Source organism: Serratia sp. BNK-33-b (assembly GCF_048684565.1).
GTDB lineage: Bacteria > Pseudomonadota > Gammaproteobacteria > Enterobacterales > Enterobacteriaceae > Serratia > Serratia marcescens.
In genome coordinates this window covers 4,755,839-4,781,225 of record NZ_JBLQTZ010000001.1, presented here as the reverse complement: position 1 = coordinate 4,781,225, position 25,387 = coordinate 4,755,839, and the positions used below count along the sequence as shown (strand labels likewise).

Sequence of the window (25,387 nt, the reverse complement as noted above, 5' to 3'; positions counted from 1 at the left end):
ACTTTTTCAGTACGGTTTAAGCGCCATTTCTGCCATTGATCATCGTGATGATTTGTTGCGCAATTATCCCGCCTAACGTGTTGACAGGCTTTTTCTTCTCGGCGTAACATGCGCGCACTATTATCATTGAGGACAGACGCCTTGGACACACCCAGTAGATACTGGCTCACTGACCTGCGCCGCAGGTATAACTTCTAAGGCTCTCCGTTTTTGCTGATAGCCTTCGTGGTTGTCGGCGACCCCGCAAAGCGTCGCTATGAGTCAGATCTCTTCATGGTCTGAAACAATCGGTGATACGCATCCCCTCTGTTTCTGTGCTTCAACGCGTTGTCCGCACCCGTTACCTTCACGGAGTTTTGGCACATGCTGAGCGCTTTTAAATTAGATAACCGCCGCTTGTCCCGTCTGGAACTGGACGACTCGGATGATCTCACGTCATCGCTGTGGGTTGATCTGGTCGAGCCGGAAGAGGGCGAGCGTGAGCGCGTGCAGAATGAGCTGGGACAAAGCCTGGCGACGCGTCCCGAACTGGACGACATCGAAGCCTCCGCCCGTTTCTTCGAAGACGAAGACGGTCTGCATATCCACTCCTTCTTCTACTTCGAAGATGCGGAAGATCACGCCGGCAACTCCACGGTGGCCTTCACCATCCGCGACGGCCGCCTGTATACCCTGCGTGAGCGTGAACTACCGGCGTTTCGCCTGTACCGCATGCGCGCCCGCAACCAGACCATGCTCGAAGGCAACGCCTACGAACTGCTGCTGGATTTGTTCGAAACCAAGATTGAACAGCTGGCGGACGAGATAGAGAACATCTACAGCGATCTGGAACAGCTCAGCCGGGTGATCATGGAAGGGCATCAGGGCGACGAATACGACGCCGCGCTGTCGACGCTGGCGGAGCTGGAAGATATCGGCTGGAAGGTGCGTTTGTGTCTGATGGATACCCAGCGCGCGCTCAACTTCCTGGTGCGCAAGGCGCGTTTGCCGACCGGCCAACTGGAGCAGGCGCGTGAAGTGCTGCGCGACATCGAATCCCTGCTGCCGCACAACGAATCGCTGTTCCAGAAGGTGAACTTCCTGATGCAGGCGGCGATGGGTTTCATCAATATCGAACAGAACCGCATCATCAAGATCTTCTCGGTGGTGTCGGTGGTGTTCCTGCCGCCTACGCTGGTGGCCTCCAGCTACGGCATGAACTTTGAATTCATGCCGGAACTGAAATGGTCGTTCGGCTACCCGGGCGCCATCACCTTGATGATCCTGGCGGGCCTGGCCCCTTACCTGTACTTCAAGCGCAAGAACTGGCTGTAACCCGGCGGCGCCGGGCTCAGCGCAGCTTGCGCTGGGTATAGAGCGCGTCGAGGGTGAACAGGATCAGCGCCGCCCAGATAAAGCCGAAGGTCACCAGCTTGTCCTGGCCGATGGTCTCGCCGTAGAAGGTGACCGCCAGCAGGAACATCAGCGTCGGGCCGAGATACTGGAAGAAACCGAGCGTCGACAGGCGCAGCCGGGTAGCCGCCGCGGTGAAGCACAGCAGCGGCACGGTGGTGACGATGCCGGCGGCGACCAGCAGCAGATTCAGCGACCACGGGTTGGCGCTCAGGTGGCTGGTGGGGCTGTCGGCGAACAGGAACAGGTAGCCCGCCGCCACCGGCAGCAGCCACAGCGTTTCAATCAGCATGCCGGTCTGCGCGTCGATGGCGATTTTTTTGCGCAGCAGGCCGTAGAAGGCGAAGCTGAACGCCAACCCCAGACCGATGATCGGCAACGAACCGAACTGCCAGAGCTGCACCAGCACCCCGGTGAACGCCAGCGCCACCGCCACCCACTGCATGCGGCGGAAACGTTCGCCGAGAAACAGCATCCCCAGCAGCACGTTAACCAGCGGGTTGATGAAGTAGCCCAGGCTGGCTTCCAGCATATGGTGATTGTTCACCGCCCAGATGAACAGCAGCCAGTTGCCGCCGATCAACAGCGCGGTGACCGCCAGCAACAGCAGCCGTTTGCGGTTTTGGCAGGCGGCGCGCACTTTCGGCCAGTTGCGGCCCAGCGAGATCAGCGCCAGCATGAAGAAAAACGACCAGATGATCCGGTGGGTGAGGATCTCGTCCGCGGACACTTGCTGGATCAGTTTGAAATAGGCCGGGGCGATGCCCCACATAAAATAGGCGGCCAGGGCGAAGAAAATGCCCTGACGCGTTTGCTTTGCGTCCATGACGTCACTCTGGTGGGGAACGTAAGATGCGGTGAGTGTACTGAAGTCGCTCACCGCACACAATCATCAGCCGACCAGATAGGTGGCGGTGGCGGTCGCGATATGCAGGCCGTCGTGGTTATGCAGTTCTACGCGCGCGACGGCGACCTTGTTGCCGCTGCGCAGCACGCTGGCGGAGGCGACGAAGTGTTCGCCGCGGCCGGGGCGCAGATAGTCGACGCGCAGATCGATGGTGCCCATGCGCGACAGTTTGGCGGCGATCTCTTCTTCGATCAGCGGTTCCAGGCGCGTCAGCACGCCGCCGGCGCAAGCCAGCCCGGCGGCGACGTCCAGCACCGCGGCGATCACGCCGCCGTGCAGAATTTCCTGTGCGGCGTTGCCCACCAGCTTGCGCTGGTTGGTGAAGCTCAGTTCGACGTAGTCATCGTCGAAGCGGCGCAGCTCCAGGCCAAGCTCGCGGTTGAACGGCATGTGGTAGACAAAAATTTCGCCGATCTTGCGGCGGGCGGCTTCCAGGGTCAGTGGTGTGGTCGACATAGCGGGGTTCCGTTTTTCTTTTGCGTTTTAAGGGAGCTAACTGGTCAGTCCAGGTTAATGGAATGTTGATTTTATGCTTAACCTTTGTTGCTTTCCAGACTATTCCAATAAAACCGGACTGCGCTGCGGTAAAGCCTCCTTTGTGTGTAAAATGGCCTGATTTTTTCCGGGCTTGCCCTTTTTCGTTGGAGTGAGGAGAGGTTATGCGCATTTTGTCAGGGATCGTTTCCGCCACGCTGCTGATGCCGGCGCTGGCATTGGCTGAGGAAGCCAAAGAGCAGCAGATTCACGATAGGCCGGCGGTGCGCGGCAGCATTATCGCCAACCTGCTGCAGGAGCACGATAATCCGTTCACGCTGTATCCTTACGATCCCAATTACCTGTTGTACACCGACACCAGCGATATCAACAAAGAAGCCATCAAGACGTACAACTGGGCCGACAAGGCGCGCAAGGACGAGGTGAAATACCAGCTTAGCTTGGCGTTTCCGCTGTGGCGGGGCATTGCCGGCGACAATTCGGTGCTCGGCGCGTCTTATACTCAGCGCTCCTGGTGGCAATTGTCCAACCGCGGCGAGTCTTCGCCGTTCCGCGAGACCAACTACGAGCCGCAACTGTTCGTGGGGTGGGCGACCGATTACCGCTTTGCCGGTTGGACGCTGCGCGATGTTGAAATCGGCGTTAACCATCAGTCTAACGGCCGCTCGGACCCGACGTCGCGCAGCTGGAATCGCGGTTATGCGCGGCTGATGGCGCAAAACGGCAATTGGCAGGTGGATCTCAAGCCCTGGTTCCGTTTCTCGGAGAGCTCGAGCAACGACGACAACCCGGACATCACCAAATACATGGGATACTACCGGTTGAAGGTCGGTTACGCCTGGGGCGACAGCGTGTTCAGCGTCGACAGCCACTACAACTGGAACAGCGGCTACGGCGGCGCGGAATTGGGCTGGAGCTACCCGATCACCCGCAACGTGCGATTCTATACCCAGGTGTTCAGCGGCTACGGCGAATCGCTGATCGACTACAACTTCCGGCAGACACGGGTGGGCGTTGGTGTCATGCTGAACGATATTATGTAATCATACCCGGTGGGTGTGTACCGATGAAAAAATGGGGAAGTGTGTGTCAACCGCAGCAGTGATTAACAGAGAGTTGCTGGCCGAGCAGGTATTGCGCGATACCTTCGGCTACCAGCAATTCCGTCCGGGCCAACAAACGATTATCAATGCCGCGATCGGCGGGCAGGATTGCCTGGTGGTGATGCCGACCGGCGGCGGCAAGTCGTTGTGCTACCAAATCCCGGCGCTGGTGATGGACGGCCTGACCCTGGTGGTTTCCCCGCTTATCTCGCTGATGAAGGACCAGGTCGACCAACTGTTGGCCTACGGCGTTTCCGCCGCCTGCTACAACTCGACGCAAACCCGCGAGGAGCAGTTGGACGTCATGGCCGGCTGCCGCAACGGCACCATCAAGATGCTGTACATTGCGCCGGAACGGCTGATGATGGAAAGCTTCCTCAACCTGCTCGATCACTGCCCGCCGGCGATGCTGGCGGTGGATGAGGCGCACTGCATCTCGCAGTGGGGCCATGACTTCCGGCCGGAATATCGCGCGCTGGGCCAGCTGAAACAGCGCTTCCCGGCGATGCCGGTGATCGCGTTGACCGCCACCGCCGACGAAGCCACGCGCGGCGATATCGTGCGCCTGCTGTCGCTGCAGGATCCGCTGGTGCAGGTCAGCAGCTTCGACCGGCCGAACATCCGCTACACGCTGGTGGAAAAATTCAAACCGCTCGATCAGCTGTGGCGCTTCGTGCAGGATCAGCGCGGCAAGAGCGGCATTATCTATTGCAACAGCCGCGCCAAGGTGGAAGACACCGCCGCGCGCCTGCAAAGCCGTGGGCTGAGCGTCGGCGCCTACCACGCCGGGCTGGACAACGAGCGCCGCGCCCAGGTGCAGGAAGCGTTCCAGCGTGACGATCTGCAGGTGGTGGTGGCCACCGTCGCCTTCGGCATGGGCATCAACAAACCCAACGTGCGCTTCGTGGTGCATTTCGACATCCCGCGCAATATCGAATCCTATTATCAGGAGACCGGCCGCGCCGGGCGCGACGGCCTGCCGGCCGAAGCCATCCTGCTGTACGATCCGGCCGACATGGCCTGGCTGCGCCGCTGTCTGGAGGAGAAACCCGCCGGGCAACAGCTGGACATCGAGCGCCACAAGCTGAATGCCATGGGGGCGTTCGCCGAGGCGCAAACCTGCCGCCGCCTAGTGCTGCTCAACTACTTTGGCGAAGGCAAGCACGAGAACTGCGGCAACTGCGATATCTGCCTCGATCCGCCCAAGCGCTACGACGGGCTGGAGGACGCGCGCAAGGCGCTGTCATGCGTGTATCGCGTCGGTCAGCGCTTTGGCCTCGGGTACATCGTGGAAGTGCTGCGCGGCTCCAACAACCAGCGTATCCGCGAATACGGTCACGACAAGCTGCCGGTGTACGGCATCGGCCGCGATCAGACCACCGAACACTGGACCAGCGTGCTGCGTCAGCTGATCCACCTGGGCTTTATCACCCAGAACATCGCCATGCACTCAGCGCTGCAATTGACCGAGGCGGCGCGTCCGGTGTTGCGCGGCGAGGTGGCGCTGCAGCTGGCGGTGCCGCGTATTCAGAGCCTGAAGTCGCGCAGCAGCGCCAACCAGAAATCCTACGGCGGCAATTACGATCGCAAGCTGTTCGCCAAGCTGCGCAAACTGCGCAAATCGATCGCCGACGAAGAAAACATTCCGCCTTACGTGGTGTTCAACGACGCCACGCTGCTGGAAATGGCCGAACAGATGCCGATCAAGGCCGGCGATCTGCTGAGCGTCAACGGCGTCGGCCAGCGCAAACTGGAGCGTTTCGGCGCGCCCTTTATGGCGATGATCCGCGACCATCTCGACAATGACGAAGACTGAGGGCGATATATCATGCTGATGCTGTTTCTCACCGTGGCGCTGGTGCATCTGATTGCGCTGATGAGCCCGGGGCCGGACTTCTTTTTCGTGTCGCAAACCGCCGCCAGCCGCTCGCGCCGCGAGGCGATGATGGGCGTGGTCGGCATTTCGCTCGGCATCGTGGTATGGGCCGGCGTGGCGTTGATGGGGCTGCATCTGATCCTGCAGAAGATGGCCTGGTTGCATCAGATCATCATGGTTGGCGGCGGCATTTACCTGTGCTGGATGGGGTGGCAACTGCTGCGTTCCGCGCGGGCGCAGCAAGCGCAGCCGGCGGCGGAGGCCCAGGTGGCGTTGCCGAAGGCCGGGCGCAGCTTTATTCGCGGCTTCCTGACCAATTTGTCCAACCCGAAAGCGGTGATCTATTTCGGCAGCGTGTTCTCGCTGTTCGTCGGCGACAGCGTCGGCGCCGGAGCGCGCTGGGGGCTGTTCTTGCTGATTGTCGCCGAGACCTTCGTCTGGTTCAGCCTGGTGGCGGTGGTGTTTGCGCTGCCGGCGATGCGCCGCGGCTATCAGCGGTTGGCCAAGTGGATAGACGGTGTGGCGGGCGTGCTGTTTACCGGCTTCGGGTTACATCTGATATTTACCCGCTAACCGCAGTGAAATGCCCAAGGCCGAGCAGCGATGCCCGGCCTTTTTTGTCAGGCTTTGCGGGCGGTCGCCAGCAGCCCCGCCACCAGAATGAACAGCGAACCGAACAGTCGGTTGAGCAGCTGCATCTGGCGCGGCGTTCTCAGCCAGCCGGCGATGCGCGTCGCCAGGGTGGCGTAACCGATCATCACCAGAATATCCACCACCACGGTGGTGACGCCGAGCACCAGATACTGCTCAGCCTGGGGCTGATTGGGCAAGATGAACTGCGGGAACAGTGCGGCGAGGAACACGATGCTTTTCGGGTTGGTCAGGTTGACCAGCACCGCGCGGCGGAACAGACGGCGGCGCGGCATGCTGCCCGCCAGCGCATGCAGATCCAGCGCCCCGGCGGCGCGCCATTGCTGGATGCCGAGCCACACCAGGTAGGCGGCGCCCAGCCATTTCAGCAGCTCGAACGCCAGCAGCGATTGCGATATCAGCGCGCCGAGGCCGATGCCCACCAGCACGATGTGCGCGCTCAACCCGACCTGCAGCCCGGCGATCGACGCGGCGGCGCCGCGATAGCCGTGGCTGATGCCGGTGCTCATGGTATTGATGGCGCCTGAACCGGGGGAGAGGCTCAGGATAAGCGTGGTCAGCAGATAGGTTAACCACCAGTCCAAGGTCATGGTGCTTCGGCTCCCTGAAAGTGTCGTTTTGTGCCACAATGCGCCGAGGCGGCGCCGTTTTTGTAAGAATTGAATCACAATACGCTAGTATGATTTCTTGTGCCAGCGGTCACATTTTTCCGCCGGCCCCACAGGGAAAACGCTCTCGATGACCTCGTTCACTCTCAGCTCCGATGACTGGTTAACGCGTGAAACGCAGTTCGCTGCCTTCGCCACCGGGCCGCTGCTGGATTTCTGGCGGCAGCGCGAAGAAGGCGAATTCAGCGGCGTGGACGGCGTGCCGATCCGCTTTGTGCGCTTCAGTTCCGCGCGGCATCAGCGCGTGGTGGTGGTCAGCCCCGGCCGCATCGAAAGCTATGTGAAATACCCCGAGGTGGCCTACGATCTGTTCCACTGCGGCTACGACGTGGTGATCGTCGATCATCGCGGCCAGGGGCGTTCCGGGCGTTTACTGGCGGATACGCACCGCGGTCATGTGGTAAACTTCGCCGACTACGTGGACGATTTCGAGCAGCTGTGGCTGCGCGAGGTCGAATCGCGCGGTTATCGGCAGCGCTTCGCGCTGGCGCATTCGATGGGCGGCGCGATCCTGGCGCAGTTCCTGCAGCGCCGGCCGCAGGCGTTCGACGCGGCGGCGTTTTGCGCGCCGATGTTCGGCATCCGGTTGCCGATGCCGGGTTGGCTGGCCGATCGCATTCTCGACTGGGCGGAGATCCGCCCGGCGATCCGCGATTATTACGCGGTGGGCACCGGCCAGTGGCGTCCGTTGCCCTATGTGGTCAACGTGTTGACCCATAGCCGCGAGCGTTACCGGCGCAGCCTGCGCTATTATGCCGATTACCCCGAGCTGCAGGTGGGCGGGCCGACCTACCATTGGGTGCGGGAGAGCATCCGCGCCGGCCGGCAGATTATCGCGCAGGCCGGGGAGATCACCACGCCGCTGTTGCTTTTGCAGGCCGGTGAAGAACGGGTAGTCGACAACCGTTCGCACCAGGCTTTTTGTCAGGCTCTGTCAGACGCGGGGCGCCCTTGCGAAGGGGGGCTCCCGTGGGTTATCAACGGCGCACGCCATGAGATCCTGTTCGAGCGGGACGCGCTGCGCGCCGAAGCACTGAACGCAATTCTGCGCTTCTTTGCTCAACACTTAGGCGGCGCGCTGCCGCCGACAACTCCATCAGAGGTTAGAACATAACGCTATGTATCACGTCGTCGCTTCCGATTTAGATGGCACGCTGCTGTCTCCCGACCATACCCTGTCGCCGTACGCTAAAGAAACGCTGAAGTTGCTGACTCAGCGCGGCGTGCATTTCGTGTTCGCTACCGGCCGCCACCATATCGACGTGGCGCAGATCCGCGACAGCCTGGAGATCAGCGCCTTTATGATCACTTCCAACGGCGCACGGGTGCACAACACCGCCGGCGAACTGATTTTCAGCCACAACCTGGACGGAGATATCGCCCGCGATCTGTACGGCATGCTGCACGACGATCCGGATATCACCACCAACGTCTACCGTAACGACGATTGGTTTACCAACCGCGAAAGCCCGGAGCAGGAAGAATTCTTCCAGGAGTCGGTGTTCAAATATCAGCTGTTTGAGCCGGGCCTGCTGGAAACCGACGGCGTCTGCAAGGTTTACTTCACCTGTGAAGATCACGAGCGGTTGCTGCAGGTGGAAGACGCCATCAACGCGCGCTGGGGCGATCGGGTCAACGTCAGCTTCTCGTTCCCGACCTGCCTGGAAGTAATGGCGGGCGGCGTGTCGAAAGGGCATGCGCTGGAAGAAGTGGCCAAGATCATCGGCTATACGCTGCAAGAGTGCATCGCCTTCGGCGACGGCATGAACGATCTGGAGATGTTGTCGATGGCCGGCAAGGGCTGCATCATGCGCGACGCGCATCAGCGCCTGAAGGACATGCTGCCGGAGCTGGAAGTGATCGGTTCCAACGTCGATAACGCGGTGCCGCACTACCTGCGCAAGATGTTCCTCTGAAATAACCTTTAAATAATAAGGGCGCCTTGCGGCGCCCTTGGTATTACTTGTGCTGGCCCTGCTTCTGCAGGAACTGCACGCCCTTGTCCGGGAAGTCGGTGAACACGCCGTCGACGCCGGCCTGGTTGTAAATCACGTCATACAGCTGGTTTACGTCGGTCACATACTTCGGCAGCGCATCGGCGCGGATGGTGAACGGATGCACCGCCAGCTTGCTGGCGTGCGCTTCTTTCACCATGTCGGTCAGCACGATGTGGCCCGGCTTGGATTGATCCGCCACCACCAGCATGTGGTAGTCCGGCCCGATGCCGTCGGCATACTGAGCGATTTTCTTCATCGCGCCCGGTTTGAACATCCAGTCGTAGTCGTATTCCACCCACTTGCCGTCGGCTTTCTGCTCGTAGGTTTCCTGCCAGTCGTTATAGGCGATCAGCTGCACCAGCTTCAGATCCATGCCCAGCTTCGGTTCCAGCTCGTTCTTGATGCGTTTGAGCTCGTTGGCGTCGAAGCACTGCAGGTAGACGTTGTCGTTCTTGCCGGTGTAGCCGTACTGCTTGAGCACCGCCAGCACTTTGCTGGAGATGTCTTTGCCTTCCTGTTTGTGGAACCACGGCGCCTTGATTTCAGGGTAGATGCCGATGTTCTTGCCGGTCGAATGGTTCAGACCCTGCACGAACTCGATCTCTTCCTGGAAGGTGTGCACGCGGAAGTCGGATTTGCCCATCGGGAAGCGGCCAGGGTAGCCCTGCACTTTCTTGCCGTTTTCGATTTCAAAGCCTTCGGTGAACTTCAGCGATTTGATCTCCGCTAGCGTAAAGTCGATGGCGTAATAACGGCCGTCTTTGCGCGCGCGGTCCGGGAAGCGTTCGGCGACGTCGGTGACGCGATCGAGGTAATGGTCGTGCAGCACCACCAGCTCGTTGTCTTTGGTCATCACCAGATCTTGTTCGAGGTAATCGGCGCCTTGCGCGTAGGCCATCGCCTTCGCCGGCAGAGTGTGTTCCGGCAGGTAGCCGCTGGCGCCGCGGTGGGCGATCACCACTTTGTCCGCCGCCTGCGCGGCGCTGACCATTGAGGTGGCGAGAATGATCCCTGTCAGCAGGGCTTTGACTTGAGTCCGCATTCCGTTTTCTCCATGTTGTTGGGGGCAGGGTAGTAAAAAGGCCGCAGGGCGGCCTTTAAATCATGCAAAAGTCGTGTGACGCTTAGCCGCGTTTGCCGGCTGCGATTTCCGCGTGGTGTTTCTTTTCGTTCAGCATGGTCAGCAGCAGCAGGATAACCGCCAGCACGCCGCCGCCGATCATCACCATGAAGCCGCCGTCCCAACCGAAGAAGTCTACGGTGTAGCCGACGATGGCACTGGCCGCGACCGAGCCGCCCAGGTAGCCGAACAGGCCGGTGAAGCCCGCGGCGGTGCCGGCGGCTTTCTTCGGCGCCAGCTCCAGTGCGTGCAGGCCGATCAGCATCACCGGGCCGTAGATCAGGAAGCCGATGACCAGCATACAGATCATGTCTACGGTCGGGTTACCGGCCGGGTTCATCCAGAACACCACGGTGGCGATGGTCACCAGCGTCATGAAGAACACGCCGGTGGCGCCGCGGTTGCCTTTGAACACTTTGTCCGACATCCAGCCGCACAGCAGGGTGCCCGGGATACCGGCGTATTCGTACAGGAAGTAAGCCCAGGAAGACTTGTCCAGCGCGAAGTGCTTCACTTCTTTCAGGTAAGTCGGCGACCAGTCCAGAATGCCGTAACGCAGCAGGTAGACGAACACGTTGGCGACCGCGATGTACCACAGCAGCTTGTTCGGCAGGATGTACTGCATGAAGATCTGCTTGGCGGTCAGCTCTTCTTCGTCTTTTTCGCTGTAGTCGTCCGGGTAGTCGTTTTTGTACTCTTCAATCGGCGGCAGGCCGCAGGATTGCGGGGTGTCGCGCATCAGGGCGAAGGCGATCAGAGCCACCAGGATGGCGCCGAAGGCCGGCATGTACAGCGCCGCGTGCCAGTCGTTGAACCAGGCCATGCCCAGCAGGAACAGCAGCGGCGGCAGGCCGCCACCCACGTTGTGGGCGCAGTTCCAGATGGAAACGATGCCGCCGCGTTCTTTCTGCGACCACCAGTGCACCATGGTGCGGCCGCACGGCGGCCAACCCATGCCCTGGAACCAGCCGCACAGGAACAGCAGGACGAACATGATGGCGATGCTGGAGGTGGCCCACGGCACGAAGCCCATGAACAACATCACCGCCGCCGCCAGGATCAGGCCGGCAGGCAGGAACACTCGCGGGTTGGAACGGTCGGAGACCGAACCCATGATGAATTTGGAGAAGCCGTAGGCGATGGAGATGCCCGACAGCGCGAAGCCGAGGTCGCCGCGGCTGAAGCCTTGTTCGATCAGGTAAGGCATGGCCAGGGTGAAGTTCTTACGCACCAGATAGTAAGCGGCGTAACCGAAGAAGATCCCCAGGAAAATTTGCCAGCGCAGCTTACGGTAGAGCGGGTCTACCTTATCGCTCGGCACACGGGCGATGTGTGCGGCCGGCTTAAAAATACTCAACATGAGCGCCTCCGATGGCTTTATCTGTTATCACATCAATATGACCTTTTACGTTCATTTGATGATTGAGCGGATATCGAATGTAGTGTTTTTGTGTTCCATAACGAGCGCCATTGTCATCAAATACGCCTGGTGTCGCTGTGACGAATGGCGCAATTGTTACACTTTCATGAAACCACGGCGGATTTTGAGCGATTCGTTAACGTTATGAAATAGAAAAACGTCCAAAAATCGTGATTATGATCACATTGATGGTTTTTTGTGGACATTTTTATTTCGTTTTATGTTCGTTCTTGTTCCTTATCAAACAAAGACCCTAATAACCGTGGCTCAATAGGCTCATAACTACCGATCCTGAGGGAGCGACATGAGCAGCTATTTTGACGGCGGCGAAACGGATGTGATCATCATCGGCGGCGGCGCCACCGGCGCAGGCATTGCCCGCGATTGTGCGCGGCGCGGCTTGCGCTGCATTTTGCTGGAGCGTCACGACATCGCCACCGGTGCCACCGGCCGCAACCACGGCTTGCTGCACAGCGGCGCGCGCTATGCGGTGACCGACGGCGAGTCGGCGCGCGAGTGCATCGAAGAGAACCGCATCCTGAAACGCATCGCGCATCACTGTATCGAGCGCACCGATGGGCTGTTCATCACCCTGCCGCAGGACTCGCTGGACTATCAGCAGCAGTTTATCGCCGCCTGCCGCCAGGCCGACATCGACGCCGAGGCGATCGACCCGCAGCTGGCGCTGCGGCTGGAGCCGGCGGCTAACCCGGCGCTGATCGGCGCGGTGCGGGTGCCGGACGGCACCGTCGATCCTTTCCGGCTGACCGCCGCCAACATGCTGGACGCGCGCGAACACGGCGCGCAGATCCTGACTTACCACCAGGTGGTGGGGCTGCTGCGCAGCGGCGACCGGGTGACGGGCGTGCGCGTTTACGACCATCAGAATCAGCGGCGCTATGAGCTGCACGCACCGGTGGTGGTCAACGCCGCCGGCATCTGGGGCCAGCAGATCGCCGAATACGCCGATTTGCGCATCCGCATGTTCCCAGCCAAGGGAGCGCTGCTGATCCTCGGTCACCGCATCAACAATATGGTGATCAACCGTTGCCGCAAACCGGCGGACGCCGACATCCTGGTGCCGGGCGACACCATCTCGCTGATCGGCACCACCTCGACCCATATCGACTACGACCAAATCGATAACATGCTGGTGACGCCGCAGGAGGTGGACATTCTGATCCGCGAAGGGGCGCTGCTGGCGCCCACCCTGGCGCAGACCCGCATTCTGCGCGCCTATGCCGGGGTGCGGCCGCTGGTGGCCAGCGACGACGATCCCAGCGGGCGCAACGTCAGTCGCGGCATCGTGCTGCTCGATCACGCCAGCCGCGACGGGCTGGAAGGGTTTATCACCATCACCGGCGGCAAGCTGATGACCTATCGTCTGATGGCGGAGTGGGCCACCGACAAGGTGTGCGAAAAGCTTGGCGTAAACCGCCCGTGCACCACCGCGCAGGACGCGTTGCCCGGATCCCGCCAGTCGGCGGAGGAAACGGTGCGCAGCGTGGTCTCACTGCCCGCCAGCATTCGCGGCTCGGCGATCTACCGGCACGGCGATCGCGCCAGCCAGGTGCCGGCGGCCGATCGGCTCGACACCAGCCTGGTGTGCGAATGCGAGGCGGTGACCGCCGGGGAAGTGCGCTATGCCGTCAACTCGCTGACCGTCAATAACCTGGTGGATCTGCGCCGCCGCACCCGCGTCGGCATGGGCACCTGCCAGGGCGAACTCTGCGCCTGCCGCGCCGCCGGGCTGTTGACGCGTTTTAACGTCAGCACGCCGCAGCAATCCATCGCGCAACTGTCGCAGTTCCTCAACGAACGCTGGAAAGGCGTACGGCCGATCGCCTGGGGCGATGCGCTGCGCGAGAGCGAATTCACCAGTTGGGTTTACCAGGGATTATGCGGGCTTGAAGCCCAGGCCGACCAGGAGCAGGAGGCGGATGATGCGATTTGACGTCGTGGTGATTGGCGGTGGTCTGGCGGGCCTGAGCTGCGCCATTGCCGTGGCCGAACAGGGCAAGCGCTGCGCGGTGGTCAGTTCTGGCCAGAGCGCGCTCTACTTCTCCTCCGGCTCGCTCGATCTGCTGGCGAGATTGCCGGACGGCACGCCGGTCGAGATGCCGCTGGCGGCGTTGCCGCAGCTGGCGCAACAGGCGCCGCAGCATCCGTACGCCCTGATCGGGCCCGGCCGGGTGGCGGCGCTGTCCGCCGCCGCGCAGCGGCTGCTGGAACGCTGCGGGCTGAATCTGCAGGGCGAGGGGGTGAACAACCATCTGCGCATTACGCCGCTCGGCACGCGCCGCGCCACCTGGCTCAGCCCGCAGGCGATCCCGACGCTGCCGCTGACCGGCCAACTGCCGTGGCGGCGCATTGCGGTGATCGGCATCGAAGGGTTCCTCGACTTCCAACCGCAGATGGCCGCCGACGCCCTGAGCCGAGAGCTCGGCGTGCAGACGGACGTGGCCTATCTGCACATGCCGGCGCTGGACAGATTGCGCAATAACCCCAGCGAGTTTCGTGCGGTGAACATCGCCCGGGTACTGGATTTGATGGAAAGCCTGCCGCCGATGGCCGAAGAGCTGCGGCGGCTGGCGGGCGAGGCCGAGGCGCTCTTCCTGCCGGCCTGTCTGGGCCTGGAGGACGACGCGTCGCTGGCGGTGTTGCAGGATGCGGTCGGCAAGCCGATCCGACTGCTGCCGACGTTGCCGCCTTCGGTGCCCGGCATGCGCTTGCATCAGGCGCTGCGGCGGCGTTTCCAGCAGTTGGGCGGCGTTTTCATGCCGGGCGACAGCGTGCTGCGCGCCGAGAGCGAAGCCGGCCGCGTCACCGGTTTGTACACCCGCAACCACGGCGATATTCCGCTGCGAGCGCAGCAGGTGGTGCTGGCCAGCGGCAGCTTCTTCAGCAATGGACTGGTGGCCGATTTCGACGGGGTGCGCGAACCGATCTTCGGGCTGGACGTACACAGTCGGGCGGATCGCGCCGACTGGAGCCGACGCGAGCTGTTCGCGCCGCAGCCTTACCTGCAGTTCGGCGTGCGTACCGACGGCAGACTGCGGGCAATGAAGCAGGGAGTGCCGTTCGACAACCTGTACGCCATCGGTGCGGTCGCCGGCGGCTACGATCCGCTGCAGCAGGGCTGCGGCGCCGGCGTGTCATTGATCGGCGCGCTGCACGTCGCGCAGCAGATCGCCGCGGAGGAGAACGTATGAGCCTGCATCGGGACCACAGCTTTGAAAGCTGCATCAAATGCACCGTCTGCACCACTTACTGCCCGGTCGCCAAAGTGAACCCGCTCTATCCGGGGCCGAAACAGGCGGGGCCGGACGGCGAACGGCTGCGGCTGAAAGACCCGGCGCTGTACGACGAAGCGCTGAAATACTGCACCAACTGCAAGCGTTGTGAAGTGGCCTGCCCGTCCGACGTCAAAATCGGCGACATCATTCAGCGCGCCCGCGCCGACTTCGCCCAGAGCAAGCCGACGCTGCGCGATGCCATCCTCAGCCATACCGATATCATGGGATCGCTGTCGACGCCGTTTGCGCCGATCGTCAACGCCGCCACCGGGTTGAAACCGGTGCGCAAGCTGCTGGACAAGGCGCTGAAGATCGATCACCGGCGCGAACTGCCGAAATATTCCTTCGGCACCTTCCGCCGCTGGTACCGGCAACAGGCGCAGGCTCAGCAGCGTTACGCCGAGCAGGTGGCATTCTTCCACGGTTGCTTCGTCAACTATAACCACCCGCAGCTGGGCAAGGATTTGGTCCGGGTGTTCAACGCGCTGGATATCGGCGTGCAACTGCTGAAACGCGAGAAATGCTGCGGCGTGCCGCTGATCGCCAACGGGTTTATCGAGCAGGCCAAGAAGCAGGCCAGGGTTAACGCCGAGTCGCTGCATGAAACGGTGCTGGAGCGCGGCATTCCGGTAGTGGCGACCTCATCGAGCTGCACCTTCACCCTGCGCGACGAATACCCCCACTTGCTGGACGTAGACACCACCCCGGTGCGCGATCGGGTGGAGCTGGCGACGCGCTATCTCTATCGCCTGATCAATCAGGGGCGCAGCCTGCCGCTGAAACGCACGTCGCTGCGGGTGGCGTATCACACGCCTTGCCATATGGAGAAGATGGGCTGGACCGCCTACACCCTGGAGCTGCTGCGGCAGATACCGGGGCTGGAGCTGGTGGTGCTGGATTCGCAGTGCTGCGGCATCGCCGGCACCTACGGGTTCAAATCGGAGAACTACGCCACGTCGCAAGGCATCGGCGTGCCGCTGTTCCGGCAGATAGAAGAGAGCGGGGTGGATCTGGTGGTGACCGACTGCGAGACCTGCAAATGGCAGATAGAAATGTCCACCAGCAAGCGCTGCGAACATCCGATCACCCTGCTGGCGCAGGCGTTGGCATAAAACGAAAGGGCCGGCAGGCCGGCCCCTGCGGGATTACTGTTTCAGCTTCAGGGTAGAGATGATGCCTTCGGCTTCAGTCTGCGCCTGCTGCTGATTGTCTGCCGGCAGCGTTACCTGGATGGTCAGCATGTTGTTGTTCAGCGAACCGATCAGGACGGAAGAATAAGCCTTTTCACCGCCGCTGGTGATGATGCTGTCCAGCTGACGCAGCGGCACGCCGTTGACGTCGAGCGCCTTGTTGGTGATCACCTGCAGGTTGGCGTCACGCGCGCGCTGGGTATTCTCCAGGCGTTTGGCCAGAGTCTCCAGGCTGTCGGCGGTCTTGTCGCCCAAGATGACGATCACCGCGCGCTGACCGGTGCTGTCTGCGTAAACATGCATGTTGTTGGCCTGGTTGCCCAGCTTGCCGCTCTGATCCGCCATGCCGACCGGCAGGGTGAACGCCAGTTTACCGTCCAGCAGGCTCACCTGCTGCCCGGCCGGCGCGCTGGCCGCCGCGCCGTCTGGCGCTGCCTTGGTGTCTTTGGTTTCGCCGTCGCAGGCCGCGAGGCCAAGCGCCAGCAGGCTGATACCCATCAATTTCGCTACTTTACGCATCGGGCTTCCTTCTTCCTTTCCGGTAGGGATTCACTGTCGTATCGCAACCTATTCCAGGTTGAAATGCAAGGCAGATGTTGTCACAAGTTTTTTTCCAGTAATAGCCGATAATCAGCCACTTCGCCTTTCTTTTCCAGCTGAACAATCTGATAGTGGTGGGCGATCAGCATCGTCAGCATGGCGCGGAACCGGTTACGGGTTTTGACCGTCAGTTGGCGATAGCCCTGCGCCCGCGCCCAACGTTCCTGTTCAGCCAACAAGGCCTGCGCCACGCCGTGGCGACGAAATGCCGGCAGCACGCCGCCCAGCCAGCTGTAAAACACCGTTTCCTGCCGTTGATAACCGAGTTTGAAACCGGCCGGCTGTCCGGCTATCTCGGCGATCAACAGGCTGGCGGGGGCGGCGCCGATACGTTGCTGCAGATCGGCCAGGCTATGCAGGCCGCCGAATTCGGGGATGCGTTGGTAAAGGAGGTGGATGTCTTCGAGCGTGGCGGTGCGGACGATTGGGGTCATGAGCGGCCTCCAAAGGATAAGGCCGCCCAGAATAACACGACTCAGCCCGGCTGCAGGCCGCCGCTGCGCGCCGCGATGCGTTTGAGCAGCATGTTCAGCAACACGCCGTACATCGGCAGGAAGAACAGCAGGCAGATCATCACCTTGAAGCTGTAATCCACCAGCGCGATCTCCACCCAGTTGTTGGCCATGAAGGGATCGCTGCTCTTATAAAAGGCGATGAAGAAGAACGCCAGCGTATCGCTGATGTTGCCGAGGAACATCGCCGCCGCCGGCGCCACCCACCAGGCGCTGCGTTGACGCAGGCGGTTGAAGACGTGTACGTCGAGGATCTGGCCGAGCACATAGGCCATAAAGCTGGCGACGGCGATGCGCGCCACGAACAGGTTAAAACTGCTCAGCGCCGCGAAGCCCTGCCATTCTCCCTGATAGGTGACGGTGGAGATCACATAAGAGATGAACAGCGCCGGCACCATCACCGCCAGGATAATGCGTCGCGCCAGCGGCGCGCCGAAAATGCGTACGGTCAGATCGGTCGCCAGGAAGATAAACGGGAAGGTAAAGGCGCCCCAGGTGGTATGGAAGCCGAAAACGGTGATCGGCAGCTGCACCAGGTAGTTGCTGGAGGTAATGATGGCGATATGAAACAGCGAAAGCCAGACCAACGCGGTGAAGCGCTGCTGTGCGGTAAACGAATACATGTTGTAGCCTTTTTAGCAGTGGGGTGAGGGAACCCAGTGTGTCTTGTCAAAACAGCAAAAAACGCTGCGCGGCGGCATGATACGCGTTTGCGCAACCAATGCAATGGTTAAATTTAACGCAAACGTTAACGCATCTTGCGCAGAAAAACTACCGGCGTAAACTAGGCGCTAATGAGATGCGGCGAGCGTTCGCCGATCGTTTTTGAACGAGAAAAATTGCATGACTGACTTATTTGCCCAGGCAGACCAGACGCTCGACGCGCTGGGGCTGCGTTGCCCGGAACCGGTGATGATGGTGCGCAAAACCGTGCGCCATATGGACAACGGCGAAACGCTGCTGATTATCGCCGACGATCCGGCCACCACCCGCGATATCCCGGGGTTCTGCCGCTTTATGGAGCACACGCTGGTGGCGCAGGAGACCGAGCAGGCGCCATACCGTTATCTGCTGCGTAAAGGCGTCTAACGGCGGCGCGGCCGAGTTAAAAGTTCCCTCCCCCAAATGACAACGGGCGCGGTATGCCGCGCCCGTGTTTGTTTCCAAACTTAGCTGCGCTTTCTCAATAGCCGCAGCGCGTTGGCGGTGACCAGTGCGGTGGCGCCGGAGTCGGCCAGCACCGCTAGCCACAGCCCGGTCAGTCCCAGCAGGCTGGTGATCAGGAAGACCCCTTTCAACCCCAGCGCGATGGTGATGTTTTGCCGGATATTGGCGTGGGTGGCGCGCGAGATGCGGATCATCTCCGCGACGCCCACCAGCCGATTGTGGGTCAGGGCGGCGTCGGCGGTTTCCAATGCCACGTCGGTGCCGCTGCCCATGGCGATGCCGAAGCTGGAGGCTTTCATCGCCGGGGCGTCGTTGATGCCGTCGCCGATCATCGCCGTCGGGCGCAGTTCGCTCAGTTCGGTGACCGCGCTGACCTTATCTTCCGGCAGCAGACCGGCGCGATAGTCGAGGCCCAGCTCGCCGGCGATCGCCGCGGCGGCGCGCGGGTTATCGCCGGTCAGCATCACGCCGCGAATGCCCAGCGCGTTCAGTTCGGCTATCGCCTGCCTGGCGTCGCCGCGCAGCGTATCGCGCAGCGCCAGCAAACCGATGGGCGCGCCGTCTTCCAGCACCACCACCGCCGTTTTACCGGCGTTTTCCAGCTTGTCTACCTGGTTCTGCCATTGGGTGGCGAGCAGGCCCGGCGCCAGCTTGCCCGGCGCACTGATCAGCACGGTCTTGCCGTCCACGATCCCTTCCACGCCGACGCCGGCCAGCGCGCGGCGCGCCTGCGCCAGCGGCAACTCAGCCCCGCTTGCGGCGGCGCGGTTGATGATCGCCTGCGCCAGCGGGTGATGTGAACCGGCTTCCACCGCGGCGGCAAGCTGCAACAGCCGTTGTTCGGTCAGCGCGCCGATAGGCAGCACGTCGGTGACCGTCGGCTTGCCTTCGGTCAGGGTGCCGGTCTTATCGAAGGCGATGGTTTGAATCTGGCCCAGTTGCTCCAGCGCCGCGCCGCCTTTAATCAGCGCGCCGCGCCGCGTGGCGGCCGCCAGCCCGGATGTGATGGCCGCCGGCGTTGAGATCACCAGCGCGCATGGACAGCCGATCAGCAGCAGCGTCAGGCCGCGATAGATCCAGGTCTCCCACGGCTGTGAGAACAGCAGCGGCGGTACCAGGATCACCGCGACCGCCAGCAGCATAATGGCCGGGGTGTAGTAGCGGCTGAAGCGATCGAGGAAGCGTTCGATCGGCGCGCGGCGCTCTTCGGCCTCTTCAATCAGCTGCAAAATGCGGTCGATGGCGTTTTTGCCAGGCTCGGAGATCACCTTCATCTGCGCCGCCTGATCGACGGACAGGCTGCCGGCAGCCACTTTCTCACCCTGTTGGCGCTCGACCGGCACCGATTCGCCGGTCAGGGCGCTTTCATCGAAGCTGGCGAACGGATTGAGCAGCTCGGCGTCGGCCGGCAGGCGCCCGCCGGGCGCGATTTCAATCACGTCGCCGGGGCGCAGGCTGGCGACCGGCACGCGTTTGCGTTCCGTGCCTTGCAGCAGCAGCGCATCTTCAGGTACCAGCTCCATCAGCGCCGTCACCCCGCGCCGTGCGCGGTTGGCGGCGTAGGATTCCAGCAGTTCGCCGACCATAAACAGCAGCAGCACCATCGCCGCTTCGGCGGTGGCGCCGATGAACAGCGCGCCGATGGCCGCCACGCTCATCAGCGTTTCGATGGCGAACGGCGTACCGGAACGAATCAAACGCAGCGCCTTGGCGGCGACCGGCGCCAACCCGACCAGCGTGGTGGCGATAAAGGCGATGCGGCCCAGCTCCGGGTTAACCCGATCCAGCGCCCAACTGACCACCATCAGGGTGGTTAACAGCAGCAGCGGCGCGAATTCGCCGAAGCGTGAGGTTTTCGGCGCGGCGGCTTTGGCGGTCTGAGCGCCGAGCAGGGTAAAACCGGCCTGGGCGACCGCGTCCTGGATCCGCAGGCTGATATCGGACTGCGCGTCGACCACCAGTTTCTCGGTGGCGAACAACACGCGCGCGCTGTCGACGCCGGGAAGTGCCGTGACGGCATTTTCGATTTTTTTGGCGCAGCTGGGGCAGTCCATGCCGGTGACTTTCCAGCTGAAACGTTGGCTGCCGGAAGGGGGAGCGGCGGCCAGCCTGTCGCTTTCCTCGTCCGGATCGTCGGGCGCGGCGGTGCAGCAGCCGCTATCGCCATGATCGTGATGATGGTGGGCGTGTTCGGCCTGTGCGGCGGCGTTTTTCGGTTCGCTGCTGCAGCCATGTTGAGTTTTGCTGTGGCTGTGGTTGCAGCCGCATCCGCCTTCGGCGTGGTGATGTTCCTGATGATTATGGTTTTGCTGATTGTGCATAACGTCCCCCTTCGGGCTGTTAAACGGGTTTGCTCAACTGACTCTACACCCTGGAGTCCACTCCAGAGTCAAGCGCCGGATGAGAATTATTGCTAACGGCGTTCAAGCGTAGAAAGGGGGAATCATTCAATAATGAATAATGCGAATTTAAATATATCGGCTTTTCTTATCCCCTATTTGGGCGAAAAGGCTCGCTGCCGTTAGTTTAAATAAGAAAATAATATTCCTATAGAAACTAAAAAATCGCCCAACCTAATAATAAAGAGTTATTAATCTATAACGCTTTAGCAAAATTTACCTTTTCCCCCGAGTAAAGCCAGCATGATTCGCTTGAGTCTGCAGGCCGCATTGCTATTGAAGTTTGGTGCCAACTTATCCTCATCAAGTTTCATTTGCTTTGTAAATAAGCCTAAAAAGCAGCATAACAAACTTTCGTTGCGATAATAAATGGTTGATTATTTTATGTGCAGTTTTACGGTCCTGCCTATAATTGGAATCGATTACCATTTTTAATGGTGATCTTATTTGCTGATATATATGCATTAATTCTACCTAACACACTGCCGGTAACGGCGCATAAGCCCCTTCCAGCAAGCTTGAGGTTCATTAACCGTGGCTTACGGGGAGGTTATGTCTATCTGTCTGATTGATATCAATCAGGTAATGAGTGGAATCGAACCAATGCAATCTACTAAAAAGGCAATTGAAATTACTGAATCCAGCCTCGCAGCCGCGACAACCGGTTACGATGCTGTAGACGACCTGCTGCATTATCATGAGCGGGGTAACGGGATTCAGATTAATGGCAAGGATTCATTTTCTAACGAGCAAGCTGGGCTGTTTATTACCCGTGAGAACCAAACCTGGAACGGTTACAAGGTATTTGGCCAGCCGGTCAAATTAACCTTCTCGTTCCCGGACTATAAGTTCTCTTCCACCAACGTCGCCGGCGACACCGGGCTGAGCAAGTTCAGCGCGGAACAGCAGCAGCAGGCTAAGCTGTCGCTGCAGTCCTGGGCCGACGTCGCCAATATCACCTTCACCGAAGTGGCGGCCGGTCAAAAGGCCAATATCACCTTCGGCAATTACAGCCAGGATCGTCCCGGCCACTATGATTACGGCACCCAGGCCTACGCCTTCCTGCCGAACACCATTTGGCAGGGCCAGGATTTGGGCGGCCAGACCTGGTACAACGTCAACCAATCCAACGTGAAGCATCCGGCGACCGAAGACTACGGCCGCCAGACGTTCACCCATGAGATTGGCCATGCGCTGGGCCTGAGCCACCCGGGCGACTACAACGCCGGTGAGGGCAACCCGACATATAGAGATGTCACCTATGCGGAAGATACCCGCCAGTTCAGCCTGATGAGCTACTGGAGTGAAACCAATACCGGTGGCGACAACGGCGGTCACTATGCCGCGGCTCCGCTGCTGGATGACATTGCCGCCATTCAGCATCTGTATGGCGCCAACCTGTCGACCCGCACCGGCGACACCGTGTACGGCTTTAACTCCAATACCGGTCGTGACTTCCTCAGCACCACCAGCAACTCGCAGAAAGTGATCTTTGCGGCCTGGGATGCGGGCGGCAACGATACCTTCGACTTCTCCGGTTACACCGCTAACCAGCGCATCAACCTGAACGAGAAATCGTTCTCCGACGTGGGCGGCCTGAAGGGCAACGTCTCGATCGCCGCCGGTGTGACCATTGAGAACGCCATTGGCGGTTCCGGCAACGACGTGATCGTCGGCAACGCGGCCAACAACGTGCTGAAAGGCGGCGCGGGTAACGACGTGCTGTTCGGCGGCGGCGGGGCGGATGAATTGTGGGGCGGTGCCGGCAAAGACATCTTCGTGTTCTCTGCCGCCAGCGATTCCGCACCGGGCGCCTCAGACTGGATCCGCGACTTCCAGAAGGGGATCGACAAGATCGACCTGTCGTTCTTCAATAAAGAAGCGCAGAGCAGCGATTTCATTCACTTCGTCGATCACTTCAGCGGCACGGCCGGTGAGGCGCTGCTGAGCTACAACGCGTCCAGCAACGTGACCGATTTGTCGGTGAACATCGGTGGGCATCAGGCGCCGGACTTCTTGGTGAAAATCGTCGGCCAAGTAGACGTCGCCACGGACTTTATCGTGTAACACAGCAACGGAACGCCCGGCGCAGTCTCGGCCGGGCGTGATGCGGGAGCCCGGTATGAAAGGTACTTTAGCGCGCACCGCCTTGGCGGCGGGCGGCATGATGGTGACGAGCGCGGTGATGGCCGGCAGTTTGGCATTGCCGACCGCGCAGTCGCTGGCGGGACAATGGCAGGTGGCCGACAGCGAACGGCAATGCCAAATCGAGTTTCTGGCGGATGAACAAAGCGAGACCAACGGCTATCAGCTGGTGGATCGGCAACATTGTTTGCAGAGCGTGTTTGCGGCGGAAGTGGTGGGCTGGCGCCCGGCGCCGGACGGCATCGCCCTGCTGCGGGCGGATGGCAGCACGCTGGCGTTCTTCTCGCGCGACGGCGATCTGTACCGCAATCAGCTGGGTGCGGATGAGGCTTTGACGTTGAAAGCGCTGGCTTGATGAAGAAACGGGTTCGGCGCGCCGAACCCGCGGCAGGTCTCTACAGGTAGAGCGAACGCACGATCAGGAAGTGGCCGGAGAAGTAACAGAAAGCCACGATGGCGTCCGCCGCGCGGAAGGTGAAGCGGTAGCGGTTGAGCAGCCAAACCACGTTGGCCAGCAGCAGCAGCGAGGTGCCGATCAGCAGCGAGAAGCCGAAATCGGTGCTGCGCAGGAAATATTGTTCGCCCGCCAGCCAGACCATCAGCAGCGTCATCGCCACGTAGGTAACGATCGGCCAGCGCATCTCTTCCAGCCGGGTCCAGACGGTGGCCAGCAGCAGTGCGCCGATCGCCAGCAGCGCCAGCGGCAGCGGCCAGAACAGGCTGAACGTCATCTGGCTGGCGAAACTCAGGGTGTACAGCAGGTGGGACAGGAAAAAGGCGCCGATGGCGTACAGCACCCGTTCGCGCGGCAACAGGAGCAATGCGTCGCCGATCAGCGTCGCCAGCAGGCCGAGTACGATCAGATAACCCGCCGCGCCGAGCACCGGCGCCTGCCAGGCCAACAGCAACAGCAACAGCAGCGTGACGGGTTTGAACACCCAGCGCTGCCAGCGCGGCCCACGGTAAGAGGCGTCGACGAACAGCCAACCGGAAAAGAATACGGCAAGGAACGGCCAACTCATTTATGTCTTCCTTATGTATGAGGGAGCCGCAACCACCGGCTCCAAACTGTCACACATGTCACTTCTTCATTTCAGTGTAGGTAGCCTGCCAGCGATCGACAATGCTTTCTTGAGAATGCTATGTTTACGCTGATTTAGCCGCGAAGGAAATGGGAAACCGATGAGTAAGCCACCGTTGTTTTTTGTCGCCGTGATGGCGTTGATCGCCGTGTTGGCCACGCAACGCTACTTCAAACAGCGCCAGCAGGAGGCGGAAAACGATCGCGCGCCGATGCGCAGTCTGCAGGTGACGGTGAGCGACAAACGCGCGGTGCCGGTCGCCAAGACCCGTGCGCCGCAGCGCGAACCGCTGGTCAATGAGCCGATGTATTACGAGGTGGTGTTCAGCCCGAACCAGGGCGGTGAAGACATCCAGCTGCGGCTGAAGCAATGGCAGTACAACCCGATTGAAAAAGGCGCGCAGGGCACGTTGAACATGCAGGGCACGCGCTTCGTCTCGTTCACCGCTCAGCCGTAGCGGTCACTTCTTCTTGATGGGCGGCTGTTTCTTTTGCCAGGCCAGCAGCTCGAACACGCCAAAGATAAAGATCTTGGCCTCTTGCCAGTAGCTGATCGGCTGATCCTTCGGCTGGGTGGATTTCAACAGCACCAGCTGCAGACCGTGCATCACCACCATAAAGAACAGCGCCACGTCGATGAAATACTTCAGCGGCTTGGGAAATGGATGGAACAGGTTAGAGAGCAGGAAGCCCCACACGCACAGCATCAGCAGGCGGCCCAGATTAATCAGCATGATCGGTTTTCTCTTGCGAACGAATATAAAGGCGATAGGCCACCTGGCCGGCGACCTTCTCCCGGTGCAGCTGCCAGCTGGCAGGCACGTCCGCCGCGGCGCTTTCCGCCTCGGCTTCTACATAGATCCAGGCCTCGTCGGCCAGCCAGCCGCGCTGTTCCAGCAACAGGGCGGTCTCCGCCAGCAGGCCTTTGCGAAACGGCGGATCGAGGAAGACCACGTCGAACGGTTGACCGTCACCCGCCAGCCAGTTCAACGCGTTGGTGTTGATAACCACCCCTTTGCCCTGCAGCAGCGCCAGATTTCTTTCCAGCTGCTGCGCCACCGGCCGTTCGAATTCCAGCAGCGTGGCGCTGCCGGCATAGCGCGACAGCGCTTCCAGCCCCAATGCGCCGCTGCCGGCGAAGCAGTCCAGACAGCGCGCGCCCTGAATCACCGGCGCCAGCCAGTTGAACAGGGTTTCGCGCACCCGATCGGTGGTGGGGCGCAGCCCCGGGCTGTTCGGCACCGGGAGTTTGCGGCCGCGCCATTGGCCGCCGATGATGCGGATCTGTCCGGCTGCGGCCTGGGGCGGTTTTTTGGCCGCCGCCCGTGGCGAGAGTCTTGTCATAAGCGTTGTTTGGTTTCTTTCGCG

Annotated in this window: 25 protein-coding genes; 13 read left to right on the top strand and 12 right to left on the bottom strand. The window is 61.0% G+C overall.

What is annotated here, in order from left to right; all coding sequences use genetic code 11:
* Positions 1-363 precede the first annotated feature (363 nt).
* The gene (gene corA / locus ACMGGK_RS23125; RefSeq protein ID WP_004934262.1) at positions 364-1,314 is read left to right on the top strand and encodes a magnesium/cobalt transporter CorA; all 951 of its coding nucleotides are present in this window, start codon (positions 364-366) and stop codon (positions 1,312-1,314) included.
* A gap of 16 nt (positions 1,315-1,330) precedes the next feature.
* On the opposite strand, the gene rarD is transcribed toward corA, so the two are convergent.
* Both rarD and ACMGGK_RS23115 read right to left on the bottom strand, forming a co-directional pair.
* Positions 1,331-2,218, bottom strand: a complete 888-nt coding sequence (rarD, locus tag ACMGGK_RS23120) for an EamA family transporter RarD (RefSeq protein ID WP_016929490.1) — start codon at positions 2,216-2,218, stop codon at positions 1,331-1,333.
* 66 nt (positions 2,219-2,284) lie between these two features.
* A complete protein-coding gene (locus ACMGGK_RS23115) occupies positions 2,285-2,755 on the bottom strand; it encodes a thioesterase family protein (RefSeq protein ID WP_016929489.1) in 471 nt (156 codons plus the stop codon).
* 203 nt (positions 2,756-2,958) lie between these two features.
* Here ACMGGK_RS23115 and pldA point away from each other — a divergent pair, with 203 nt between their 5' ends.
* Genes pldA through rhtC form a run of 3 tightly spaced genes read left to right on the top strand, consistent with a single transcriptional unit; the run spans position 2,959 to position 6,346 of the window.
* The gene (pldA, locus tag ACMGGK_RS23110; RefSeq protein WP_016929488.1) at positions 2,959-3,837 is read left to right on the top strand and encodes a phospholipase A; all 879 of its coding nucleotides are present in this window, start codon (positions 2,959-2,961) and stop codon (positions 3,835-3,837) included.
* A gap of 43 nt (positions 3,838-3,880) precedes the next feature.
* Positions 3,881-5,713: an ATP-dependent DNA helicase RecQ gene (gene recQ, locus ACMGGK_RS23105; protein ID WP_028127631.1), complete on the top strand. Its 1,833-nt coding sequence runs from the start codon at positions 3,881-3,883 to the stop codon at positions 5,711-5,713.
* Between the two features lie 12 nt (positions 5,714-5,725).
* Positions 5,726-6,346, top strand: a complete 621-nt coding sequence (gene rhtC, locus ACMGGK_RS23100) for a threonine export protein RhtC (RefSeq protein WP_016929486.1) — start codon at positions 5,726-5,728, stop codon at positions 6,344-6,346.
* 47 nt (positions 6,347-6,393) lie between these two features.
* On the opposite strand, the gene rhtB is transcribed toward rhtC, so the two are convergent.
* Positions 6,394-7,014, bottom strand: a complete 621-nt coding sequence (rhtB, locus tag ACMGGK_RS23095) for a homoserine/homoserine lactone efflux protein (protein WP_004934282.1) — start codon at positions 7,012-7,014, stop codon at positions 6,394-6,396.
* A gap of 148 nt (positions 7,015-7,162) precedes the next feature.
* Between rhtB and pldB the strand changes: the two genes are divergently transcribed.
* Positions 7,163-8,206, top strand: coding sequence for a lysophospholipase L2 (gene pldB / locus ACMGGK_RS23090; protein ID WP_016929485.1), 1,044 nt, complete (start codon positions 7,163-7,165; stop codon positions 8,204-8,206).
* A 4-nt stretch (positions 8,207-8,210) separates the two neighbouring features.
* Positions 8,211-9,008 (top strand): sugar/pyridoxal phosphate phosphatase YigL, encoded by a 798-nt coding sequence (gene yigL, locus ACMGGK_RS23085; protein ID WP_004934290.1) that lies wholly within the window; start codon positions 8,211-8,213, stop codon positions 9,006-9,008.
* A 43-nt stretch (positions 9,009-9,051) separates the two neighbouring features.
* Here yigL and glpQ read toward each other — a convergent pair whose 3' ends face one another.
* Both glpQ and glpT read right to left on the bottom strand, forming a co-directional pair.
* Complete coding sequence (gene glpQ / locus ACMGGK_RS23080; RefSeq protein WP_015376272.1) at positions 9,052-10,131, bottom strand: glycerophosphodiester phosphodiesterase; 1,080 nt, start codon at positions 10,129-10,131, stop codon at positions 9,052-9,054.
* An 82-nt stretch (positions 10,132-10,213) separates the two neighbouring features.
* Positions 10,214-11,569 carry a glycerol-3-phosphate transporter gene (gene glpT, locus ACMGGK_RS23075; RefSeq protein ID WP_004934295.1) on the bottom strand — a complete coding sequence of 452 codons (1,356 nt, stop codon included), beginning with the start codon at positions 11,567-11,569 and terminating at the stop codon, positions 10,214-10,216.
* A gap of 364 nt (positions 11,570-11,933) precedes the next feature.
* Between glpT and glpA the strand changes: the two genes are divergently transcribed.
* From glpA to glpC, 3 genes are read left to right on the top strand one after another with little or no spacing between them, the layout of a single operon-like run.
* Positions 11,934-13,583, top strand: coding sequence for an anaerobic glycerol-3-phosphate dehydrogenase subunit A (gene glpA, locus ACMGGK_RS23070; protein ID WP_143778381.1), 1,650 nt, complete (start codon positions 11,934-11,936; stop codon positions 13,581-13,583).
* On the top strand, positions 13,573-14,841 hold the full coding sequence (glpB, locus tag ACMGGK_RS23065) for a glycerol-3-phosphate dehydrogenase subunit GlpB (RefSeq protein WP_038874127.1): 1,269 nt from the start codon (positions 13,573-13,575) through the stop codon (positions 14,839-14,841). The genes glpA and glpB overlap by 11 nt, the downstream gene beginning before the upstream one ends.
* On the top strand, positions 14,838-16,037 hold the full coding sequence (gene glpC, locus ACMGGK_RS23060; protein WP_240430186.1) for an anaerobic glycerol-3-phosphate dehydrogenase subunit GlpC: 1,200 nt from the start codon (positions 14,838-14,840) through the stop codon (positions 16,035-16,037). Before glpB ends, glpC begins: the two co-directional genes overlap by 4 nt.
* Positions 16,038-16,070: 33 nt before the next feature.
* Here the strand turns inward: glpC and ACMGGK_RS23055 are convergent, their stop codons facing one another.
* The 3 genes from ACMGGK_RS23055 to ACMGGK_RS23045 form a co-directional block, all read right to left on the bottom strand.
* Entirely contained in the window at positions 16,071-16,634 is a 564-nt protein-coding gene (locus ACMGGK_RS23055) for a DcrB family lipoprotein (RefSeq protein WP_016929481.1), read from the bottom strand.
* Between the two features lie 80 nt (positions 16,635-16,714).
* On the bottom strand, positions 16,715-17,149 hold the full coding sequence (locus ACMGGK_RS23050; RefSeq protein WP_049299804.1) for a GNAT family N-acetyltransferase: 435 nt from the start codon (positions 17,147-17,149) through the stop codon (positions 16,715-16,717).
* 41 nt (positions 17,150-17,190) lie between these two features.
* Complete coding sequence (locus ACMGGK_RS23045) at positions 17,191-17,850, bottom strand: 7-cyano-7-deazaguanine/7-aminomethyl-7-deazaguanine transporter (protein WP_016929479.1); 660 nt, start codon at positions 17,848-17,850, stop codon at positions 17,191-17,193.
* 220 nt (positions 17,851-18,070) lie between these two features.
* Here ACMGGK_RS23045 and tusA point away from each other — a divergent pair, with 220 nt between their 5' ends.
* Entirely contained in the window at positions 18,071-18,316 is a 246-nt protein-coding gene (gene tusA / locus ACMGGK_RS23040) for a sulfurtransferase TusA (RefSeq protein ID WP_025304890.1), read from the top strand.
* Between the two features lie 80 nt (positions 18,317-18,396).
* Here the strand turns inward: tusA and ACMGGK_RS23035 are convergent, their stop codons facing one another.
* On the bottom strand, positions 18,397-20,715 hold the full coding sequence (locus ACMGGK_RS23035) for a zinc/cadmium/mercury/lead-transporting ATPase (RefSeq protein WP_420277310.1): 2,319 nt from the start codon (positions 20,713-20,715) through the stop codon (positions 18,397-18,399).
* Between the two features lie 681 nt (positions 20,716-21,396).
* On the opposite strand from ACMGGK_RS23035, the gene ACMGGK_RS23030 reads away from it, so the two are divergent.
* Positions 21,397-22,860 carry a serralysin family metalloprotease gene (locus tag ACMGGK_RS23030; protein WP_016929476.1) on the top strand — a complete coding sequence of 488 codons (1,464 nt, stop codon included), beginning with the start codon at positions 21,397-21,399 and terminating at the stop codon, positions 22,858-22,860.
* Between the two features lie 55 nt (positions 22,861-22,915).
* On the top strand, positions 22,916-23,293 hold the full coding sequence (locus ACMGGK_RS23025) for an AprI/Inh family metalloprotease inhibitor (RefSeq protein WP_016929475.1): 378 nt from the start codon (positions 22,916-22,918) through the stop codon (positions 23,291-23,293).
* Positions 23,294-23,333: 40 nt separating this feature from the next.
* Here ACMGGK_RS23025 and ACMGGK_RS23020 read toward each other — a convergent pair whose 3' ends face one another.
* Positions 23,334-23,960 carry a lysoplasmalogenase gene (locus tag ACMGGK_RS23020; protein WP_016929474.1) on the bottom strand — a complete coding sequence of 209 codons (627 nt, stop codon included), beginning with the start codon at positions 23,958-23,960 and terminating at the stop codon, positions 23,334-23,336.
* Between the two features lie 160 nt (positions 23,961-24,120).
* Here ACMGGK_RS23020 and ACMGGK_RS23015 point away from each other — a divergent pair, with 160 nt between their 5' ends.
* The gene (locus ACMGGK_RS23015; protein WP_028127633.1) at positions 24,121-24,477 is read left to right on the top strand and encodes a DUF2500 domain-containing protein; all 357 of its coding nucleotides are present in this window, start codon (positions 24,121-24,123) and stop codon (positions 24,475-24,477) included.
* 3 nt (positions 24,478-24,480) lie between these two features.
* On the opposite strand, the gene ACMGGK_RS23010 is transcribed toward ACMGGK_RS23015, so the two are convergent.
* Both ACMGGK_RS23010 and rsmD read right to left on the bottom strand, forming a co-directional pair.
* Complete coding sequence (locus tag ACMGGK_RS23010) at positions 24,481-24,753, bottom strand: DUF1145 family protein (RefSeq protein ID WP_004934327.1); 273 nt, start codon at positions 24,751-24,753, stop codon at positions 24,481-24,483.
* The gene (rsmD, locus tag ACMGGK_RS23005) at positions 24,743-25,363 is read right to left on the bottom strand and encodes a 16S rRNA (guanine(966)-N(2))-methyltransferase (protein ID WP_049299805.1); all 621 of its coding nucleotides are present in this window, start codon (positions 25,361-25,363) and stop codon (positions 24,743-24,745) included. Before rsmD ends, ACMGGK_RS23010 begins: the two co-directional genes overlap by 11 nt.
* Positions 25,364-25,387: the final 24 nt, after the last annotated feature.

Excerpts from the sequence above, each read along its gene's own strand:
- corA (WP_004934262.1), top strand. The coding sequence starts at position 364 with ATGCTGAGCGCTTTTAAATTAGATAACCGCCGCTTGTCCCGTCTGGAA.
- rarD (WP_016929490.1), bottom strand. The coding sequence starts at position 2,218 with ATGGACGCAAAGCAAACGCGTCAGGGCATTTTCTTCGCCCTGGCCGCC.
- ACMGGK_RS23115 (WP_016929489.1), bottom strand. The coding sequence starts at position 2,755 with ATGTCGACCACACCACTGACCCTGGAAGCCGCCCGCCGCAAGATCGGC.
- pldA (WP_016929488.1), top strand. The coding sequence starts at position 2,959 with ATGCGCATTTTGTCAGGGATCGTTTCCGCCACGCTGCTGATGCCGGCG.
- rhtC (WP_016929486.1), top strand. The coding sequence starts at position 5,726 with ATGCTGATGCTGTTTCTCACCGTGGCGCTGGTGCATCTGATTGCGCTG.
- rhtB (WP_004934282.1), bottom strand. The coding sequence starts at position 7,014 with ATGACCTTGGACTGGTGGTTAACCTATCTGCTGACCACGCTTATCCTG.
- pldB (WP_016929485.1), top strand. The coding sequence starts at position 7,163 with ATGACCTCGTTCACTCTCAGCTCCGATGACTGGTTAACGCGTGAAACG.
- yigL (WP_004934290.1), top strand. The coding sequence starts at position 8,211 with ATGTATCACGTCGTCGCTTCCGATTTAGATGGCACGCTGCTGTCTCCC.
- glpQ (WP_015376272.1), bottom strand. The coding sequence starts at position 10,131 with ATGCGGACTCAAGTCAAAGCCCTGCTGACAGGGATCATTCTCGCCACC.
- glpT (WP_004934295.1), bottom strand. The coding sequence starts at position 11,569 with ATGTTGAGTATTTTTAAGCCGGCCGCACACATCGCCCGTGTGCCGAGC.
- glpA (WP_143778381.1), top strand. The coding sequence starts at position 11,934 with ATGAGCAGCTATTTTGACGGCGGCGAAACGGATGTGATCATCATCGGC.
- glpB (WP_038874127.1), top strand. The coding sequence starts at position 13,573 with ATGCGATTTGACGTCGTGGTGATTGGCGGTGGTCTGGCGGGCCTGAGC.
- glpC (WP_240430186.1), top strand. The coding sequence starts at position 14,838 with ATGAGCCTGCATCGGGACCACAGCTTTGAAAGCTGCATCAAATGCACC.
- ACMGGK_RS23055 (WP_016929481.1), bottom strand. The coding sequence starts at position 16,634 with ATGCGTAAAGTAGCGAAATTGATGGGTATCAGCCTGCTGGCGCTTGGC.
- ACMGGK_RS23050 (WP_049299804.1), bottom strand. The coding sequence starts at position 17,149 with ATGACCCCAATCGTCCGCACCGCCACGCTCGAAGACATCCACCTCCTT.
- ACMGGK_RS23045 (WP_016929479.1), bottom strand. The coding sequence starts at position 17,850 with ATGTATTCGTTTACCGCACAGCAGCGCTTCACCGCGTTGGTCTGGCTT.
- tusA (WP_025304890.1), top strand. The coding sequence starts at position 18,071 with ATGACTGACTTATTTGCCCAGGCAGACCAGACGCTCGACGCGCTGGGG.
- ACMGGK_RS23035 (WP_420277310.1), bottom strand. The coding sequence starts at position 20,715 with ATGCACAATCAGCAAAACCATAATCATCAGGAACATCACCACGCCGAA.
- ACMGGK_RS23030 (WP_016929476.1), top strand. The coding sequence starts at position 21,397 with ATGCAATCTACTAAAAAGGCAATTGAAATTACTGAATCCAGCCTCGCA.
- ACMGGK_RS23025 (WP_016929475.1), top strand. The coding sequence starts at position 22,916 with ATGAAAGGTACTTTAGCGCGCACCGCCTTGGCGGCGGGCGGCATGATG.
- ACMGGK_RS23020 (WP_016929474.1), bottom strand. The coding sequence starts at position 23,960 with ATGAGTTGGCCGTTCCTTGCCGTATTCTTTTCCGGTTGGCTGTTCGTC.
- ACMGGK_RS23015 (WP_028127633.1), top strand. The coding sequence starts at position 24,121 with ATGAGTAAGCCACCGTTGTTTTTTGTCGCCGTGATGGCGTTGATCGCC.
- ACMGGK_RS23010 (WP_004934327.1), bottom strand. The coding sequence starts at position 24,753 with ATGCTGATTAATCTGGGCCGCCTGCTGATGCTGTGCGTGTGGGGCTTC.
- rsmD (WP_049299805.1), bottom strand. The coding sequence starts at position 25,363 with ATGACAAGACTCTCGCCACGGGCGGCGGCCAAAAAACCGCCCCAGGCC.